Source organism: Neobacillus niacini (assembly GCF_030817595.1).
Taxonomy (GTDB): Bacteria; Bacillota; Bacilli; order Bacillales; family Cytobacillaceae; genus Neobacillus; species Neobacillus niacini_G.
The window spans coordinates 4,936,407-4,953,337 of record NZ_JAUSZN010000001.1 but is presented as its reverse complement, the minus strand read 5'-3'; the positions used below and the strand labels follow the sequence as shown (position 1 = coordinate 4,953,337).

Annotated in this window: 13 protein-coding genes and 1 pseudogene; 6 read left to right on the top strand and 8 right to left on the bottom strand. The window is 39.0% G+C overall.

Annotated features, from left to right (window positions below; translation table 11 throughout):
* Window positions 1–117: 117 nt before the first annotated feature.
* Complete coding sequence (locus tag QFZ31_RS23465; RefSeq protein ID WP_307307550.1) at window positions 118–732, top strand: TetR/AcrR family transcriptional regulator; 615 nt, start codon at window positions 118–120, stop codon at window positions 730–732.
* A 19-nt stretch (window positions 733–751) separates the two neighbouring features.
* The gene (locus QFZ31_RS23460; protein ID WP_307307549.1) at window positions 752–2,263 is read left to right on the top strand and encodes a DHA2 family efflux MFS transporter permease subunit; all 1,512 of its coding nucleotides are present in this window, start codon (window positions 752–754) and stop codon (window positions 2,261–2,263) included.
* 101 nt (window positions 2,264–2,364) lie between these two features.
* Here QFZ31_RS23460 and QFZ31_RS23455 read toward each other — a convergent pair.
* Both QFZ31_RS23455 and QFZ31_RS23450 read right to left on the bottom strand, forming a co-directional pair.
* A pseudogene (locus QFZ31_RS23455) lies at window positions 2,365–3,707 on the bottom strand (glycosyltransferase).
* A 679-nt stretch (window positions 3,708–4,386) separates the two neighbouring features.
* Window positions 4,387–5,400, bottom strand: a complete 1,014-nt coding sequence (locus tag QFZ31_RS23450) for a bifunctional metallophosphatase/5'-nucleotidase (RefSeq protein WP_307307546.1) — start codon at window positions 5,398–5,400, stop codon at window positions 4,387–4,389.
* A 380-nt stretch (window positions 5,401–5,780) separates the two neighbouring features.
* Between QFZ31_RS23450 and QFZ31_RS23445 the strand changes: the two genes are divergently transcribed.
* The 4 genes from QFZ31_RS23445 to QFZ31_RS23430 all read left to right on the top strand — a co-directional run bounded on the left by QFZ31_RS23445 (window position 5,781) and on the right by QFZ31_RS23430 (window position 9,408).
* Window positions 5,781–6,989: a YHYH domain-containing protein gene (locus QFZ31_RS23445; protein ID WP_307307543.1), complete on the top strand. Its 1,209-nt coding sequence runs from the start codon at window positions 5,781–5,783 to the stop codon at window positions 6,987–6,989.
* A 15-nt stretch (window positions 6,990–7,004) separates the two neighbouring features.
* Entirely contained in the window at window positions 7,005–7,172 is a 168-nt protein-coding gene (locus QFZ31_RS23440) for a hypothetical protein (protein ID WP_179602768.1), read from the top strand.
* A 679-nt stretch (window positions 7,173–7,851) separates the two neighbouring features.
* The gene (locus QFZ31_RS23435; RefSeq protein WP_307307540.1) at window positions 7,852–8,436 is read left to right on the top strand and encodes an undecaprenyl-diphosphatase; all 585 of its coding nucleotides are present in this window, start codon (window positions 7,852–7,854) and stop codon (window positions 8,434–8,436) included.
* Between the two features lie 336 nt (window positions 8,437–8,772).
* Window positions 8,773–9,408 (top strand): hypothetical protein, encoded by a 636-nt coding sequence (locus tag QFZ31_RS23430; RefSeq protein ID WP_307307537.1) that lies wholly within the window; start codon window positions 8,773–8,775, stop codon window positions 9,406–9,408.
* Window positions 9,409–9,892: 484 nt separating this feature from the next.
* On the opposite strand, the gene QFZ31_RS23425 is transcribed toward QFZ31_RS23430, so the two are convergent.
* The 6 genes from QFZ31_RS23425 to QFZ31_RS23400 form a co-directional block, all read right to left on the bottom strand.
* A complete protein-coding gene (locus tag QFZ31_RS23425) occupies window positions 9,893–11,395 on the bottom strand; it encodes an amino acid permease (RefSeq protein ID WP_307307534.1) in 1,503 nt (500 codons plus the stop codon).
* 285 nt (window positions 11,396–11,680) lie between these two features.
* Entirely contained in the window at window positions 11,681–11,959 is a 279-nt protein-coding gene (locus QFZ31_RS23420) for a YokU family protein (protein ID WP_307307531.1), read from the bottom strand.
* A 2-nt stretch (window positions 11,960–11,961) separates the two neighbouring features.
* Entirely contained in the window at window positions 11,962–13,371 is a 1,410-nt protein-coding gene (gene ablA, locus QFZ31_RS23415) for a lysine 2,3-aminomutase (RefSeq protein ID WP_179602765.1), read from the bottom strand.
* A 73-nt stretch (window positions 13,372–13,444) separates the two neighbouring features.
* Window positions 13,445–13,924, bottom strand: a complete 480-nt coding sequence (locus QFZ31_RS23410) for a GNAT family N-acetyltransferase (protein WP_289340642.1) — start codon at window positions 13,922–13,924, stop codon at window positions 13,445–13,447.
* Window positions 13,912–15,429, bottom strand: a complete 1,518-nt coding sequence (locus QFZ31_RS23405) for a M81 family metallopeptidase (protein WP_307307524.1) — start codon at window positions 15,427–15,429, stop codon at window positions 13,912–13,914. The genes QFZ31_RS23410 and QFZ31_RS23405 overlap by 13 nt, the downstream gene beginning before the upstream one ends.
* A gap of 33 nt (window positions 15,430–15,462) precedes the next feature.
* Entirely contained in the window at window positions 15,463–16,923 is a 1,461-nt protein-coding gene (locus tag QFZ31_RS23400) for an aldehyde dehydrogenase family protein (RefSeq protein ID WP_307307521.1), read from the bottom strand.
* Window positions 16,924–16,931 lie beyond the last annotated feature (8 nt).

Sequence of the window (16,931 nt, the reverse complement as noted above, 5' to 3'; positions counted from 1 at the left end):
GACAGGCACCAACAATGACACTGTGTCACTTTTTTGTTGACTTGTGACACGGTGTCATTTATAATCTGTTAGTACTCAGTTGTGACACGGTGTCACATTGCAGATAGGAGAATGAATATGCCAAAACAAACGTATTTTCACTTATCGAAGGAAAAACAGGAAACTTTAATTGCGGCTGCTAAAAAGGAATTTTCTAGAGTTCCGTTACATGAAGCATCCGTTGCTAACATTATCAAAAGTGCTGGAATCCCGAGGGGCAGCTTTTATCAATATTTTGAGGATAAAGAGGATTTATTTTATTACTTGTTAAATCAATTAGCGGAAAAAAGTAATCGTCGATTTATTTCCGTTCTTATGGACAAAAACGGAGATTTATTTGAGACGTTTATTGCTACCTTTCAATTTATGCTCGAGGTTCATCGAGATCAAGAACACAAAAACTTCTTTAAAAATGTTTATTTAAATATGAACTATAAACATGAAAAAACCTTAGCAAATGATGTTTATGAGGAAACTCAGAAAACCCAATATTTTACTACCATCAAATTAATTGATACAAGTAAATTGAACATTCAAGATGAACAAGAACTACATCATGTATTAAAAATTCTGATGGGCGTTACCTTTCAGAACCTTGTTCAACTGTTCGTTAAAGAATATAGCGATGAAGAAGCGCTTAAAAATTATCTCGTACAGATAGACCTTCTAAAAAGAGGCTTGCAAAAAAATTAGAAAAGGGAGAAAAAAATATATGGATACATCCTTACAAAAGAAACCACCATATTTAATGATTGCAATATTATTCGTTGGAGCATTTGTTTCTTTTTTAAATAACTCGCTCTTAAACGTAGCACTTCCATCGATTATGGTCGATTTAGGAATTAAAGATTATTCAACGGTACAATGGTTAGCTACAGGCTATATGCTAGTCAGCGGGATTTTAATTCCGGCGTCCGCCTTCTTACTAACACGGTTTTCAAATCGTAGTTTATACATTACATCCATGGCACTTTTCACACTGGGTACAGCACTCGCAGCCTTTGCGCAAAATTTTGGTCTTTTACTTACTGGACGCATGATTCAGGCAGCCGGTTCTTCCGTCATGGGACCTTTATTAATGAACATTATGTTAGTAAGCTTCCCACGCGAAAAACGTGGTACGGCAATGGGAATTTTCGGTTTAGTTATGATTACAGCACCAGCCATCGGACCAACGCTTTCCGGTTATATCGTAGAATACTACGACTGGCGCGTACTGTTTGAAATGATTTTACCATTAGCCGTCATTAGTTTATTATTGGCTGTTTGGAAGCTAGAAAATGTAATGGAACAAAATAAAAATGCTACACTTGATTACCTGTCAGTGGTATTATCGTCAATCGGTTTTGGCGGATTACTCTATGGTGTAAGTTCAGCAAGCTCCGACGGCTGGGACGATACCATCGTCTTAACGACTATTATCGTTGGTGGTATTGCCTTAATCGCCTTTATTGTTCGTCAATTAAAGATGGATCAGCCATTATTAGATTTACGTGTTTATAAATATCCAATGTTTGCACTTGGATCTGTCATTGCGATTGTCAACGCAGTAGCTATGTTCTCAGGTATGATTTTAACACCTGCTTATGTACAAAATGTTCGCGGGATTTCACCACTTGATTCAGGGTTAATGATGCTTCCGGGTGCGATTGTAATGGGGATTATGTCGCCAATCACAGGTAAACTTTTCGATAAATTTGGTCCACGTATACTAGGAGTAATCGGGCTGACCGTTACCGGCGTTTCTACGTATATGCTGGCGCATTTACAAATTGATTCTAGCTACACCTATATTATTCTTGTCTACACATTACGTATGCTGGGTATGTCCATGGTCATGATGCCGATTATGACAAATGGTTTAAACCAATTACCAACTGTGTTAAACCCACATGGTACTGCGATTAACAACACTGCTCAGCAAGTGTCTGGTTCCATCGGTACAGCAGTTCTCGTAACCATTATGAACTCAGTGACAAAAACAGAAGCTAAAAGCCTTATGGCTAGTGTCGATCCAACGACTCTAACAGAAGCTTCCACGGCTTTATTAACACAGCAAGCTTTATTAGCCGGGATTCAATATTCATTCTATGTGACATTAGCGATTAACATCGTGGCTCTCGTATTAGCCCTATTCGTTAAACGCGTGGATACAAGTGAAGAAGTCGTTAGAAAGTTAGAACAGCAGGGCAACAGACAAATCAAGCCTGCAGCACAGCAATAATAAAAAAATCCTCACCATCAGGTGGGGATTTCTGGTATGTAGGGACGGTTCTTTTGGTTTATTAGTTAACTTTTGACCACAAGAACCGTCCCAATGGTTATTTACTTCCATTTTCTTTTGAATTTAAGAATCTCTTGCAGATAACCGTAAACAGACACAGGAGACATGATCATTTGGTAGCAAAGAAAGTAGAAGATAAAGCCTATTATATTTTTACGAATTCTAAGTTTTAAACGTTTGAATACATAATTTCTTTGATAGAAATAGAGGAAACTATAACTGATTAGTGTTAAAGGTAGAACAAATAATGTGGCAGGACCAACAATCAAGAAGTTCCCAAAAAACGCCAATAGGAGTCCGGGAATCCAACATAATGTAAAGGTTAAATCCAGATAAGGCATGATTAAATTGATTCCGGTCAAATATTTCACATAAATTTGAGGCTGTTTCCAAGGTTTTACTTCATGCAATCCCTCAATCATGCCTCTTGCCCACCTTGCTCGTTGCCGTACCAAATGTTTAAAGGAGCTGGGAACTTCCGTAAAGGCAACTGCACATGGCTCAAAATAAACCTTCCATTTTCTCCCTAGCAAACGCCAGGTTAAAACAATATCCTCGCCAATGGCGTCCGGCCAACCTCCCACTTCTTTAATACATTGTGTTTTGTACAGACTGTATGCACCTTGGGCGACTAAGGTCCCCTGATATAGCCCCTGTAGTCTCTTAATGGATGCGATGCCCAAGAAATAATCCCATTCTTGCATTTTAGTTAATAAATTTTCTCTACTGTTTTTCGCTAATACACTGCCTGCGACGGCACAAACTTCTTCTGGACTGGATTTCATCCTTGATACAAGATAACGGATAGAAGAACGATGAAGTAGTGTATCAGCATCCAAGGTAATGAAATAGGGTGTGGAAACAAACTTTAGTGCATAATTTAGTGCGTGAAACTTTCCAGTTTTTTTCATGAACCAACCTTATATCAATCGATAATTTTTTCTTTGCCTTTCTCACTTTATTAACTGTTTCATCTGTTGAACAGTTATCAATGACTATTACCATTACTTTACCTAAATAGTCTTGTCTATCTATATATTGCAACGTTTGGAGAATTTTATCTTCTTCATTATGTGCAGCGATAAGTATCGTTATGTCATCTTGAGGATTTTCATTCTTAGAGGGGGGCTGGCGATCTAAAATTAGGCTTATGACTAGAAAAGCGTTCATATAACCCGGAATATACGCTAGCCCACCAATGATAAGTAAAGCCAGATACATGATCAGCTAAATCTTCTAACCAAGGGTGAGCTATATAAATCGAAATGCATAACCATAAAAGTGCAAAACAATGGCTTATCCAAAACTTACCTGCAACCGGAATGTATAATGGGTTGTGTTTATTCTCTACTTGTGGATTGATTGGTTTTAGTTTAGGTATCATACATTATGCACCCTTCACAGTTAAATTTATAACATCACCATTTTTCTATGAGTTGAAATATTAAATTAATTATTCGACAGTAATTCTGCCATTCCCTTCTATTTAGATAAAATAACCTACAACAATTTACCTATAATAACGACAATTTTTGGAAGGTTACAAGCATTGCCTGAAACCAGTCTAAAAATAAATTTATAAAGTCTTAACAAGAACTCAAAATTCACTTAATATTAGAGTTTTATACTGGTACATAATGACAATTCCATTAGGAGGAATTATTTTGGACCTTAAGGTGTTGGTTTTACCACTTTTATTGATTTTTTTGTGCATTGCTATACCTATAGGTTTCAAAACCATGTCTGAGATCATAACAGTATTTAGTACATTTTTTTTTACTCTTTAACATTGTACTCAAGAATGCCCCCTTCGAAGTCGCGAAGGGGGCTTTGCCAACTACAAATACTAATCTTCAAAAAATCTAAAGAGACTTTTTTTGTAAAATCTTTCCCCTTCTTCTGTCTAAGTAAATAAAGATTAGGGGAGTGTTCTTTTGGAAAATAACAGGAAGTTATGTGCAGTAAAAGGCCCAACTAGCAAATTTTTCGTTAGTTGGGCCATACATTTATTTTACACAATGTCTGAAAAGGGAAAACCTCGTGAAGTGTAATCTTTAGCTATTTTATTGTGCATTCATCTCTGCACGATATTGGTCTATAATCGCTTGTATCTCCGGATCTGCAGAAACATTAGTGACGTCGTAGAGGAATCCATCAGATTCTACCAACTTCATTTGACCGTCAACGACTTCAAAAGTTAAATCCAGGCGACCCAAATAATTCTCTTGTTCTCCGCCGGCTTGAGTAATTGGCACCATCACCTCTCCGTTGAATTCGTATTCAGGCGTTTCGATGACTTTGTGTGTATCAGCGCCGATTACCGCAGAAACTCCGGGAACCTGAGCCAAGTTGTGGTCTTCCGGGTTTCCAGCATGAGAAAGAACAATGTTAATGTCCGACTTTTCACTTACTTCAGGAAGCAATGCTTGCAAAGCTTCCACCGGTTCAATAAAATCGAGGTCTGCAACGTCATTCCAACCGCGCATTTCCGGCTTCATCGAAGTAAGGCCGATTAATCCGACTTGAACACCTTTGAAAGTAAAACCCTTCCAAGGCTTGACATTCTGTATGTACTTTCCTGTTTCCTTATTAATGACATTACCTGTAAGGATTGGGAAGTTCACGTTGCGCTGGTAATTCTTTAACTGTTGATAACGGCTGTCAGGTGTACCCTCTCCGGCAGGGTAAACGCGGAAGTCGTTGTTTCCAAGAACCATCGCATCATAGTCTATTGCTTTCAAAAGAGACGTCTCCAACTCTCCCTGACCCGCCTGAAACTCACCGCGTAGGAAGACATCCCCGCCATCGACGAGTAGTACATTCTCCTCTGCATTGCGAACATCTTCAATGATGGTGGCATACTTCGCAATGGAATTGTGATGAAGTGTTCCATCATCCAGTGTGACGATGTCATCCACATGACCATGAAAGTCATTCGTCTGGAGAATGGTGAGTTCAAACTTCTCTCCCTCCTTAAGTTTTTCCTCGGCATTTGCCGTAACGGGTATTACGACAAAAGCAGCAGCCATCGCCAGTGAAAAGCAGCCCGTCAATAAATTCTTTCTCATTTTATTCATACTCTCTCCTCCTATTCATTACTCTATTAAATTGTAAAACTAGAATGTAAAGTTATGATTAACTTCTGGTTAAAATCACGATAAGATGGGGCATTTAATGCAAAGATTGGGACGCTGCTAAAAGCGATTACCGCCACAAGAACCGTCCCCTTGGTATGCCCTTTTCTACTATTGTGGTCGCAATCCATGCATAATTGTTTTCGAGTCTTCAGGTACGTTAGTCTATTTCTTTTTTATTTTTATTGGAAATGTAAAGGAAACTGTTATTATTAAGTTAGTTAATATGTAAATGTACCTAATTTACTATAAACCTAAGTAGTTTTTATGCATCGGTTTTTGCAAATGTTTTTACAAGAATAATAGATATACAGGGGGAGAAAATGGAGAAGAAAGTATTTTTGTTTACGTTATTATTTGTGTTGTTGTTCGGAACGTTCGCTTCAGCACATTCTGGGAGAACAGATTCTAGCGGTGGACACAATTGCAGCGAGAAATCAAAAGCAAAAGGTCTTTGCACAGGCTATCACAACCATAACGGAGGCGGAGGGTCAACGAGCAGTGGCGCTACCATCGTTAATAGTGAAAAAGATTGTACAGATTTTGCTAGTTATGATGAAGTGGTTGAGTATTGGAATACAAAGGGATATTCAGCAACGAATGACCCAGAAAATTTGGACGGTTGGGGAAATGGTGTTGTTGATGATGGCATACCGTGCGAAGTCCCTAGTGGCTACGATAAGACAAAGATAAATAATAGTACCGAACAAATTCAGCATAACCAAGAGGAACAAGATCTAGCAAGTGGAGAAAATGCAGGATATCCTAATGGGGTGAACGATGGATATCTAGAGGTCACAAGCAATAATGTTGCTTCTACAGGTTCGGAGGCATATAAAGCAGGATATGCAACTGGTTATACTAAAGGGTACGATGAAGGGAAAACGAAGATAACCGGTGAAAAAACAAAAGCTGCCAGTGATGGGTATGCTCTTGGAGAAAAACAAGATACCATCGAAATTCCAGCACTTTACATAAACCATGCAGGATTAAAGCAATCCTTTGAAGGCGGTTTTAATAAAGCAGTAACGGAGCGAGTAGAAGCTAAGAAAAAAGAATACAAGGATTTGGGTTACACTGACGGAAAAAAGGATGTCAACAATGTTCCTAAAGACATCGAAGAAGTGTATGTAAATGCATATCTGGAAGGATACAATACAGCCCAAGAAGAACTAAAGGACGAGTATTTAAAACAAGGATATGAAGCCGCGTTTACCATATTGAAATATACGAAACCTAATTTATATAACGAAAAATTCATTGGTTGGTACAAGGAAGGTTTTGAATCCAATACAGAAGTTAAAGAAATAAGTGCGGCAGGACTTGCTTTAGGACAAGCAGGAGGCTCCTACAACCTACCTTCTAAATACAAAAACGGCGAAGTCATCTTTAAACATAATTATGAACTAGGATTGAAGGAATACGAAGAGCAACAAAGCACTAATCAAAAAGCGGCTGTTGGTGGTGTCGGAGGATTAGCATTAGTTTGGTTAGGCAGAAGATTTTATGTTGCGAAAAAAATGATAGGTTAACAGAGGAGAATAGAAATGGGCATTTACCGAACCATTAGTTATAAAGTAGAAGATTTATTCATTAAGATGCTGTCAAAAAAACAAGACGCTGAAATGATCAAAGAAAAAGTAGCCACGTACCGTACAAGAAATGAGGAAGTACGTAATCAAAGGAAATTAAATAAGAAATCCAAGGCTGTTTAAGTTTTTAGTTGGCTTATCTAGCACTTAAAATTCCAGTGGAAATCGGCCGCCTCTTCAATCCCGAACTTTTCACCGTTTTTTTCAAATTGGTAATCCAGATATCTGTTAAATTTAAACATTTCTCAATAATTTTAAAAAATCCAACCCTGTTTCTACTCAGCAAAAGGGTTGGATTTTTTTATCGCTGTTGCCTACATTCATCTTAGCAAGCAGTGGATTCCAAAAAATTAAGGAAATGCACAGCTATAAAAGTGATTAGCTACTACAGCTGCCCGTCAAAGGGAATTGAATAATGTCTGCAAAAGTGGATTGTAGTTAGTTGTTGAAGATAAACAAAAAGGAGAATTACTATACTAACTTTCTACAAAATAAATCCAAAGTCCTCAAATCCCTGCTCCAGAGGCAATTCAGAATACAATCTCAAATGATAGAATGCTAGTATTAATAGATCTTTAAACCTTTGTTCATAATTTATTCATCTGTACCGGTTATGATAGATACATGAAGAGGTAAGCCTTTTTCAAACTTTTTCATACCCCCCCTTTTTTATATAGTTTTTGGATTCGGCAATCGGCCGAATCCTTTTTGTTGGACTTTAGAGCTTCTATTCAATACATATTAACTTTTTAAACAGGAAAACTAGACTTGTTAGTAGACTAGGGACAAAGGAGATATGTATATGGACTACAGGATATTTAGAGCGATTAACCAATTTGCTGGTCGTTATCGGCTTTTGGATATGATGGTGATTATCTTTTCTCAAAAAGTTCGTTATTTATTTCTATTTATTTTAATCTTCATGTGGTTTCGAGATAACTCACATAAGAAAATCACTTTATATGCAATCATTTCGGCTGGGGTATCGATGGTTTTAAATAAAATCATTAAACTGTTTTATTTTAAACCTCGCCCTTTCTTGAATCTCGGGATCCATTTATTATCCCCATTTCCATCAAAAAAGAACTCTTCATTTCCAAGTAAACATACCGCTCTAGCATTTGCAGTAGCAACTTCTGTCATGTTTTATAAGCGTTTCTTAGGCAGTATGATGTACCTTTCCGCTATCCTAACAGGACTCTCCCGCGTTTGGATGGGACAACATTACCCTTTGGATATTTTAGGTAGTTCATTACTAGGAAGTATAACCAGCATAGTAGTAAAGATGACAGGCTGGTTATGGAATCCGATTATTGATCCGATAATACAGGCTTATCATGATTACTGCTCGAGAATGAAAAATCATCAAGGGAAATCCTCAAATTAAGTAGGAATTCCCTTTTTATTGTCTAACAGTTTGATTACTCCCACTTTTTTGTATCGTCTTATTTGATATTGGTTTAAATCAACCGTTGAAAAAGAAAATACTCTGCTTTTTTTGACCGACCTAGTTTACTACTTGCGTATCTGTTAGTTTGTTTACCACCTTTAATAACTTCATTAATTGGATATTCTTGCCACAAATAAAACTTTAGACCTAGAAGATAATATATTTGTCTACCTTGGCATTACAAGTAGATACACTTGGAGGTGCATTACCATAAATGGAATGTTATTCTTCATAGTTCTTTTGTTGGCTATTGCTATAGGGGTGGTTATCTTTATGGGCATGAAGAGAAATAACCCTATTCCTGCAATAGAAACAACACCCAAACCATTTTCAAACAATCAATTCAAGGAGGAATTCGCTATGGAAGAAAAGACAAAGGTTATTAAAGAAAGAGTTAAAACTGCAGAAAATGCTAAAATTGAAAGGGTGGCAGCTGCAAAGGCTGAGGAAGAAATTGCTGTTGAGCTTGCACCGTTAAAAAGCCAAATTCAATCCATTCAAAATACCCTAAATCAACTTAATTCAGTCAACGACCAAACTACAATGTCTTCTGGAGGGCAGAATCAAAATCAAAATCAAATTCAGAATCAATCAAATGACCTATTAAACCAACTGCAACAGTTTAGTTCACAAGCTCAACAACAACAGCATAAAACTTTTCAACAATTGCAACAATCTGTTCATCAAGCTGCTCAAACGTTAACTGGTGTAGAACAATCAATACAATCCATTAATATGTTAAACCAAATCACTCAACAAATTAATCAAACACAACAACAATTACAACAGCAACAAAGTCAAGGACAAGGCCAAGTTCAAGGTCAAGGCCAAGTTCAAGGTCAAGCTCAAGGTCAAGGTCAAGCTCAAGGTCAAGGTCAAGGTCAAATGAATTATAATCAAACACACTAAAATCAAATTTGTTAAACGTAGCTGATATCTCTTTGCTATCAGCTACGTTTATTTTCAAATGATTGTAGAAAAAATGATTATTGGCATTACTATGTCCACAAATATTTGTTTAATGTATTATTAACAATGGAAATTACTGGGGTTCTTTCTTGCGCTTATAAGTTAAAGTACATTTAGATGTGTATTTTGTAACCTGCTTCGTTATAGGATAAGACAAAGGCCTTTTGGTTGTTATTTGTTTTACCTTGCCTCCATAAGCCCTTGCCACTCGTCAATACGAGTAGCTTTATTATTCATGGGTTGAATGTATTCATTAACATCGAGGCACATCCGGTTAAAATAGTTTGTTAACTTTTCATGTACACAATTTCGTAACCATTTCTGTATGGTTTTATATAGTTAATATCGGCCACAAGAACCGTCCCCATGAACTAATTTCACTTGGCTAATCATGAGTGGCGGAGCAAAACGAATCACGGTATCTCTATTTAGATGAGATTTCTTCAAAAGAACATTCCTTTAGTGGAACGACCTTCGTTTTATGAACGAGTTTATACCCGAGCCATAATGCCAAAAAGATCGGTAAACCAATATAGGACACGGCTACTCCATACCAATCAATCTCACTAGTTAAAAAAGCTTGATAATTTTGGCCGAAAATGACAAAGATACACATCGCAAAAGCGAGAATCGGTCCGAGAGGGAACCATTTCGCTTTAAATTTCAAATCATTCATGTCCCTGCCCTGTGCCATATAAGCTTTTCTGAAACGGTAGTGGCTGACTGCAATTCCAAGCCATGCAATAAATCCCGTTAAGCCTGACGCATTTAATAACCATGTATATACTTGATCTCCAAAAATGGACGTTAAAAAGGCCAAGCCTCCGATAATCGTCGTTATGACAAGGGCATTCATCGGAATCCCGCGATCATTTACATTTTGTAAAAATTTAGGTGCCTGACCATCCTTTGCCATGGACCAAAGCATGCGTGTCGATGCATATAAACCGGAAGTCCCTGCCGATAGGACCGAAGTCAAAATGACCGCATTCATCACAGATGCCGCAAATGCAATGCCCACTTTCTCAAATACAAGTGTAAAAGGGCTGACAGCGATGTTGTCGACATCCCTTCCTAACAGGTCAGGACTTGTATAAGGAATAATTAGACCAATGACAGCAATGGCGACGATATAAAATAGTAGAATTCGCCAAAATACTTGTCGAATCGCCTTTGGTACGTTTTTCTCCGGCTCTTCACTTTCACCTGCAGCAATCCCCACGAGCTCCGTTCCTTGAAATGAAAAACCTGCGATTAAAAAAATACTTAAAACGGATAAAAGGCCGCCATTCACAGGAGCATGTCCTACTGTAAAGTTTTTAAACCCGATAAACGGTCCTCCCAGTATGCCGAAAATGGTGAGCAAACCGACTCCAATGAAAACGATGATTGTCACTACTTTTATTAAGGAGAACCAATACTCGGATTCTCCGTAGCTTTTAACCGACAATGCATTCAATAAAAAGATTACACCTAAAAACAGTGTACTCCACACGATGCTCGGTACATCCGGAAACCAGAACTTCATAATAATGGCTGATGCAACTATTTCAACCGCAAGTGTAACAGCCCAGTTGAACCAATAGTTCCAACCGAGCGCAAAACCAAATGCCGGATCGACAAAACGGCTGCCATATGTTGAAAAGGATCCCGAAACCGGCATTAAGGTAGCCATTTCGCCGAGACTTGTCATCAAAAAGTAGACCATGATGCCGATAACTCCATAAGCTATTAGCGCTCCACCAGGTCCAGCTGTTTGAATGGACGACCCTGTCGCTAAAAATAACCCTGTCCCGATTGACCCTCCAATAGCAATCATCGTCATGTGACGTGCCTTTAGATTGCGTTTAACATGCCCTTTGTTTTCTCCGTTATTCTGAACCTTCTGATTATTTCGGTCATTTTTATAGCTTTTGAGTGCTTCCATTCTTGTCCTCCTTCATTTTTGTACGATAAGCATCTATCTAACTTTTTAGAAAGCATTATCCATCTGCTTTTTCGATGTAGGTACTTAGCTGACAAGAAAACGCATGCAAATAATCATAATAAATAAACCTCAATCAGTTGAATTATGTTATTCCTACTGATTGTTTGCTAAACTTTCTATTTCTAATGGGCAATTTATCCCTTCTTGAGGATGATGGGGATAAATTGTCCATAAGAAAAAATTCATCTCTCGCTTAATATCGAAAAGCGAGAGACGGCTTGCTAATTATTTTGAAAAATCAAAGTAGTTTCGCTTCAATAAACGTGGAGCGGCCATAAGTGTTTCATACTTCATACTTTTTTCGAGCTTTGAGCAATCGATTAAAAATAGATGATCCTCAATTTCTTTCACCGTATTATCTGTTTGATAGGTCATACCGCATTCCAAGCAATGAATGGATGGTGTGTCCTTAATTTCAATCGCATTTGTTCCATCTGGAAGTTCCCAATACACTGTGTTGCTCGTTTCACGTGCTGTGTCAGATTCGCACCATTGACAAATCAAAATTATTCCTCCTTTGCTCCTACCGTTTCATATTTCTTCATTTGTGATTGGAATTTTTTCTCTTTTAACTCGTCACGTTTGTCACGTTTATCTTTTAATGAACTATGCTCAGTATTTTCCTTATACGTTTTGCGGCGATCTAACCGTTTTAATCCTTCAGGTGTGAGGTTAAATTTCGTATCATCAATAATGGATAGAACACCATTACTTTCAAACTTTTCAAACACTTCAGGATATACCTTTTTGTAGTAATCCTCTGCACTGCCTGACTGATAATTTGTTGGTTCTGGATAAGATGTAATGACACCTTCAAAGTTACGTAATACGACTTTATTAGAACTTTGAGAAATGATATAGTTCGGCTGCAATGGAATTTTGCCTCCTCCACCCGGGGCATCAACAATAAATGTCGGAACGGCATAACCCGATGTATGACCACGAAGTCCTTCCATAATTTCCAATCCTTTACTGATTGGTGCACGGAAATGGCCAATCCCTTCTGATAAATCACATTGGTAAATATAATATGGACGAACGCGGATTTTAACAAGGTCATGCATAAGCTGTTTCATGATCGGTACACTGTCGTTAATACCTGCCAAAATAACAGACTGATTCCCAACAGGTACACCAACATTTGAAAGCATTTCACATGCACGCTTCGATTCTTCCGTAATTTCAATAGATGTATTGAAATGTGTATTCAACCAAACCGGATGATACTTTTTCAAGATATTACAAAGATTTTCGGTAATACGCTGTGGGAATACGACAGGTGCTCTTGTACCGATACGAATAATTTCTACATGCGGAATCTCACGTAAATTCTTTAAAATATATTCTAAAATATTGTCATTAATCAGGAGCCCGTCTCCTCCGGAAATTAACACATCTCGAATCTGTGAGTTAGATGCGATATAATTAATGGCTGTGTCTAACTGTTTCTTTGGTACACCCATTCCGATTTGTCCGGAGAAGCGTCTTCTTGTGCAGTAACGGCAGTACATGGAGCATTGGTTTGTTACTAGGAACAATACGCGATCCGGATAACGATGTGTTAACCCAGGTACTGGTGAATCTTCATCTTCGTGAAGGGGATCTTCTAGATCATATCTTGTTTTATGCAATTCCGCAGAAATTGGAACAGACTGCATTCGCACCGGACATCTTGAATCATCTGGGTCCATAAGCGATGCATAATATGGCGTGATGTTTAATGGGATTGTTTTTGTTGAGATTAAAACCCCTTCCTCTTCTTCTGGTGTTAAGTTAACTACTTTCTTTAAGTCTTCTAAATTTTTGATAGTATTCGTTAATTGCCAAACCCAATCGTTCCATTGCTCCTCTGTAACATCCTTCCAAAGCTCGATTTCTTTCCAATGTCTTTTTGGTTTGAATAAAGTGTTTCTCATCATAAACTCCTCCTAAAATTAGCCTATTTTTTATCAACCATTTTTAATGATTTCTCCTTCGATCATTACTATATTAAGAAATGAGGTATTCCATATAATAGCGATTTTCCCCTTCGCCAAATTCATCTAATCTTGTCTCTTTTATGACAAACCCTAATTTCTCATATAACTTGACGGCTGCCTTGTTTTTAGTACTGACCGTTAAGCAAACCTTACGAAAACCATCTTGCTTTAGAATCGGATAAATTTCCTGTAAAAATAATTTCCCGATTCCTTTCCCTTGCTGGTCGGAGCGTACATAAAACCCAAAAATGTAGGCTTTCTGAATATCATTGTAAGCTCTCATCACTTCGCAAATTGCAATCGGCCTTGGATCATTTTGCTGCCGGTATTGAATGAGTTTCCCGTAGCGTGTAAGTGGGACAAGGGTTTGTTCATCTACTGCTCCTAATCCCGGAAACGCATCTTGCTCAAGCTCCATCATCATTTTTTGCTGTTCTGGATTCAATGAAGCTGGTACTTCGACATAATAGGTTTTGTTCAATGTTTCCATTTTTCTGTCCCCCTTCGTTCTACTTCATATTCGATATCATCCAGCGGCCATATTGGCTTAGGAATGTAACGATACGTAAAAGTTGTTAAACGATTGGATGCAACACCAGGTGCATCCACATAAATGATACGGCCCACAATTGGCTCAAACGCTGCCCGAAAATGATTTTTTGCCTTTAACCCAAGAATTCTCTTTGCCTGCGGCTCAAGACCAATATGACGAAACATTTCCGGATCATTTGCTGACATCGGCCTTCCAATGAGGAGGATATCCATATTGCCAACACGTATGTGGACCGCACCCTTTAAATCGACTCTTAAATGCTGATTGAACGGTCCAGAATTGTGAAATACACCGTCTGATACGGCTACTACCGTTGCTTCGACTTGTACGGACTCCCCAAATTCAGGCGATACTTTCCCTCCAAGGGACAACAATACCTTATTTCCGGTTCCCTTCTTACGGCAGGCCTCAATGGATTCTGGATCGTAGAGTCCTCCAAACAACGTGTCAGGAATGTTCATCTTCAACATCTCCCGAAGCAGCTCTGTTGTATCCCCGCTCCCGCAGCTTAGAGGATTATCCGAGATGTCCGCCAGCACGACCGGTTTGTCATCTTCAATCGACATCGCCAAATCGAGTCCTTCTTTTACACCCGGCAAATCCATGATAAATTCTTCTCTTACACTCCAGAACAAGGAGGCCATCTTTTGGGCAGTCTCTTTTCCTTTTTGCGGATCGAACGAAACAACAAGTACACTTGCACCGACCATCGGAATATCCGAGTAAGGAAAGCCGCCAAATACGGACACATTATAAATTCCTTCTTCCTCTTCGGCTTGTTTCGCCCACTCTATCATTTTGTACATTGGTCCTTCTGCAGTTCTCATATTGATAGAGGGAGGCATCATAGGCAATTTTTCAAAAGAAGCATAATAATGCACACCTTCCTTTAATTGCTTCAATAAAGCGATTGAAGCATGAACGCCTTGTTCATACATATCAACATGTGGATATGTTTTAAATCCAAAATGAAGCGGTGTGTAATCAATCATTTTTTCACTTAAATTGGCGTGCATATCCAGTGTTGTCGCAATCGGGACAATCGGCCCGATCAGCTCACGAATTTTTCCCAGTAAATGCTCTTCCGGATCGAAGAGGTCCTCCACGACCATTGCTCCATGCAGTGCCAGCAATAAACCATCGAGCCTTCCAGCCTCCCGGATTGACTGGAGCATTTGCTCTTCGATGATTGAATATGCTTCAGCTGACACTACGCCTGATGGGACCGCTGCCGCACAAAGCAGCGGCACAATTTCTACATCCTCCTGTATCAATACATCCAGAAACCCGCCCACTTCAGTTTTCGTTCCTGAATAGGCATCATAAATTTCATCGCCGATATAGTAGCCTTCATTTCGAAACTGTTCGATTTCGGTTTTCATCGGACTAAAACTGTGGGATTCATGGTAAAAGAATGCAATTCCAATACGGTGTTTTCTCATATTCTCCCACCTTCTACTAGATATGCCCGTTTATTAATAGTTCGTATAAATCGACTTCCACTCTGTCATGACATCGAATGCATGATGGGAAACTTCACGGTGTCCATTTCCGGACATTTTCATGCCTCCAAATGCCACACCCATTTCGGCATTAGACGTTCCGTTATTAATATAGACAAGTCCGCTTACCGCTTCCTTTGCCGCCCGGTTCGCATAATGAAGGCTCTCTGTATAAATGGAAGTCGATAACCCATAAATTGTCCCGTTATTTACCTCCATTGCTTCCTCATATGAATCTACTTCAATGAAGGCAAGAACAGGACCAAATATTTCTTCCTGTGCAATGGTATCATTCGGTTTCACATTCTCAATGATTGTCGGCTCATAATAATAGCCGCCCAATTCTTTGACACGCTGGCCGCCTGTTACAATTTTCCCACCTTCTTCAATCGCTTTTTTTACATATTTTTCGACTGTATGAAGCTGGTCTTCATTTACGAGAGGGCCCAATTGTTTCCCTTCTTCAAGTCCATTTCCTATTTTCATAGACTTTGTTAAGTCAACTACTTTTTGGACAAGCAAATCCTTTACTGGTCGCTCGACGATTACTCGGCTTGCCGCTGTACAGCGTTGACCAGTTGTCGTAAACGCTGATTTTACGATTCCGTCTGCCGCTTTGTCCAAGTCCGCATCCTTCAAGACGATCACTGCATTTTTTCCACCCAGTTCCAATGAAATACGTTTTAAAGTTTTACTGCTCATTTCCGCCAGCTTTTGTCCGACTTCAGTTGAGCCCGTAAACGAAATGACTTTCACATCCAAATGCTCTGTGAGTGTTTGCCCGACTGTTCTACCTGAACCTGTAATTAAGTTGACAACCCCTGCTGGGAATCCGGCTTCATCTAACACTTCTACGAAAATCTTTGCCGATAGCGCTACCTCTGAAGCCGGTTTCCATACGACGGTATTACCAGCAATCAGAGCTGAAAAGATTTTGTAGGAACCAAGTGCAACAGGGAAGTTCCAGGGGGTAATGCACGCCACAACTCCAAGAGGTTCACGAACCATTCTTACGTTCCGATCTGGGAACCCTGCAGGGACCGTTTCTCCAAAGAGGCGTCGTCCCTCGCCTGCCATATATTGAGCAGTCGCGATGACCACTCCAACTTCGCCTAAAGACTCAGGCAGCACTTTGCCCATCTCCATTGTCATGACACGAGCAAGTTCCTCTTTTCGTATTTCAAACAATTGGGCTGCTTTCGCTAAATAAGCAGCTCGTTCTGGAATAGGGATGTTCTTCCATTGTGAATACGCTTCATTCGCATATGCGACAGCCTCATTCACTTGCTCCGTTGTCGCGGCTGCACATATACCGACAAGTTCCCCCGTTGCCGGATTTAAGCTTTCAAAGTAGGACTGATCGGGGGCACTAACCCATTTTCCATTTATATAAAGATCTCCCTGAAGGATATCTGTTTTGATTTGACTAGACATAAACTTGA

Excerpts from the sequence above, each read along its gene's own strand:
- ablA (WP_179602765.1), bottom strand. The coding sequence starts at position 13,371 with ATGAGAAACACTTTATTCAAACCAAAAAGACATTGGAAAGAAATCGAG.
- QFZ31_RS23445 (WP_307307543.1), top strand. The coding sequence starts at position 5,781 with ATGGAGAAGAAAGTATTTTTGTTTACGTTATTATTTGTGTTGTTGTTC.
- QFZ31_RS23465 (WP_307307550.1), top strand. The coding sequence starts at position 118 with ATGCCAAAACAAACGTATTTTCACTTATCGAAGGAAAAACAGGAAACT.
- QFZ31_RS23405 (WP_307307524.1), bottom strand. The coding sequence starts at position 15,429 with ATGAGAAAACACCGTATTGGAATTGCATTCTTTTACCATGAATCCCAC.
- QFZ31_RS23460 (WP_307307549.1), top strand. The coding sequence starts at position 752 with ATGGATACATCCTTACAAAAGAAACCACCATATTTAATGATTGCAATA.
- QFZ31_RS23425 (WP_307307534.1), bottom strand. The coding sequence starts at position 11,395 with ATGGAAGCACTCAAAAGCTATAAAAATGACCGAAATAATCAGAAGGTT.
- QFZ31_RS23440 (WP_179602768.1), top strand. The coding sequence starts at position 7,005 with ATGGGCATTTACCGAACCATTAGTTATAAAGTAGAAGATTTATTCATT.
- QFZ31_RS23400 (WP_307307521.1), bottom strand. The coding sequence starts at position 16,923 with ATGTCTAGTCAAATCAAAACAGATATCCTTCAGGGAGATCTTTATATA.
- QFZ31_RS23435 (WP_307307540.1), top strand. The coding sequence starts at position 7,852 with ATGGACTACAGGATATTTAGAGCGATTAACCAATTTGCTGGTCGTTAT.
- QFZ31_RS23450 (WP_307307546.1), bottom strand. The coding sequence starts at position 5,400 with ATGAATAAAATGAGAAAGAATTTATTGACGGGCTGCTTTTCACTGGCG.
- QFZ31_RS23410 (WP_289340642.1), bottom strand. The coding sequence starts at position 13,924 with ATGGAAACATTGAACAAAACCTATTATGTCGAAGTACCAGCTTCATTG.
- QFZ31_RS23430 (WP_307307537.1), top strand. The coding sequence starts at position 8,773 with ATGGGCATGAAGAGAAATAACCCTATTCCTGCAATAGAAACAACACCC.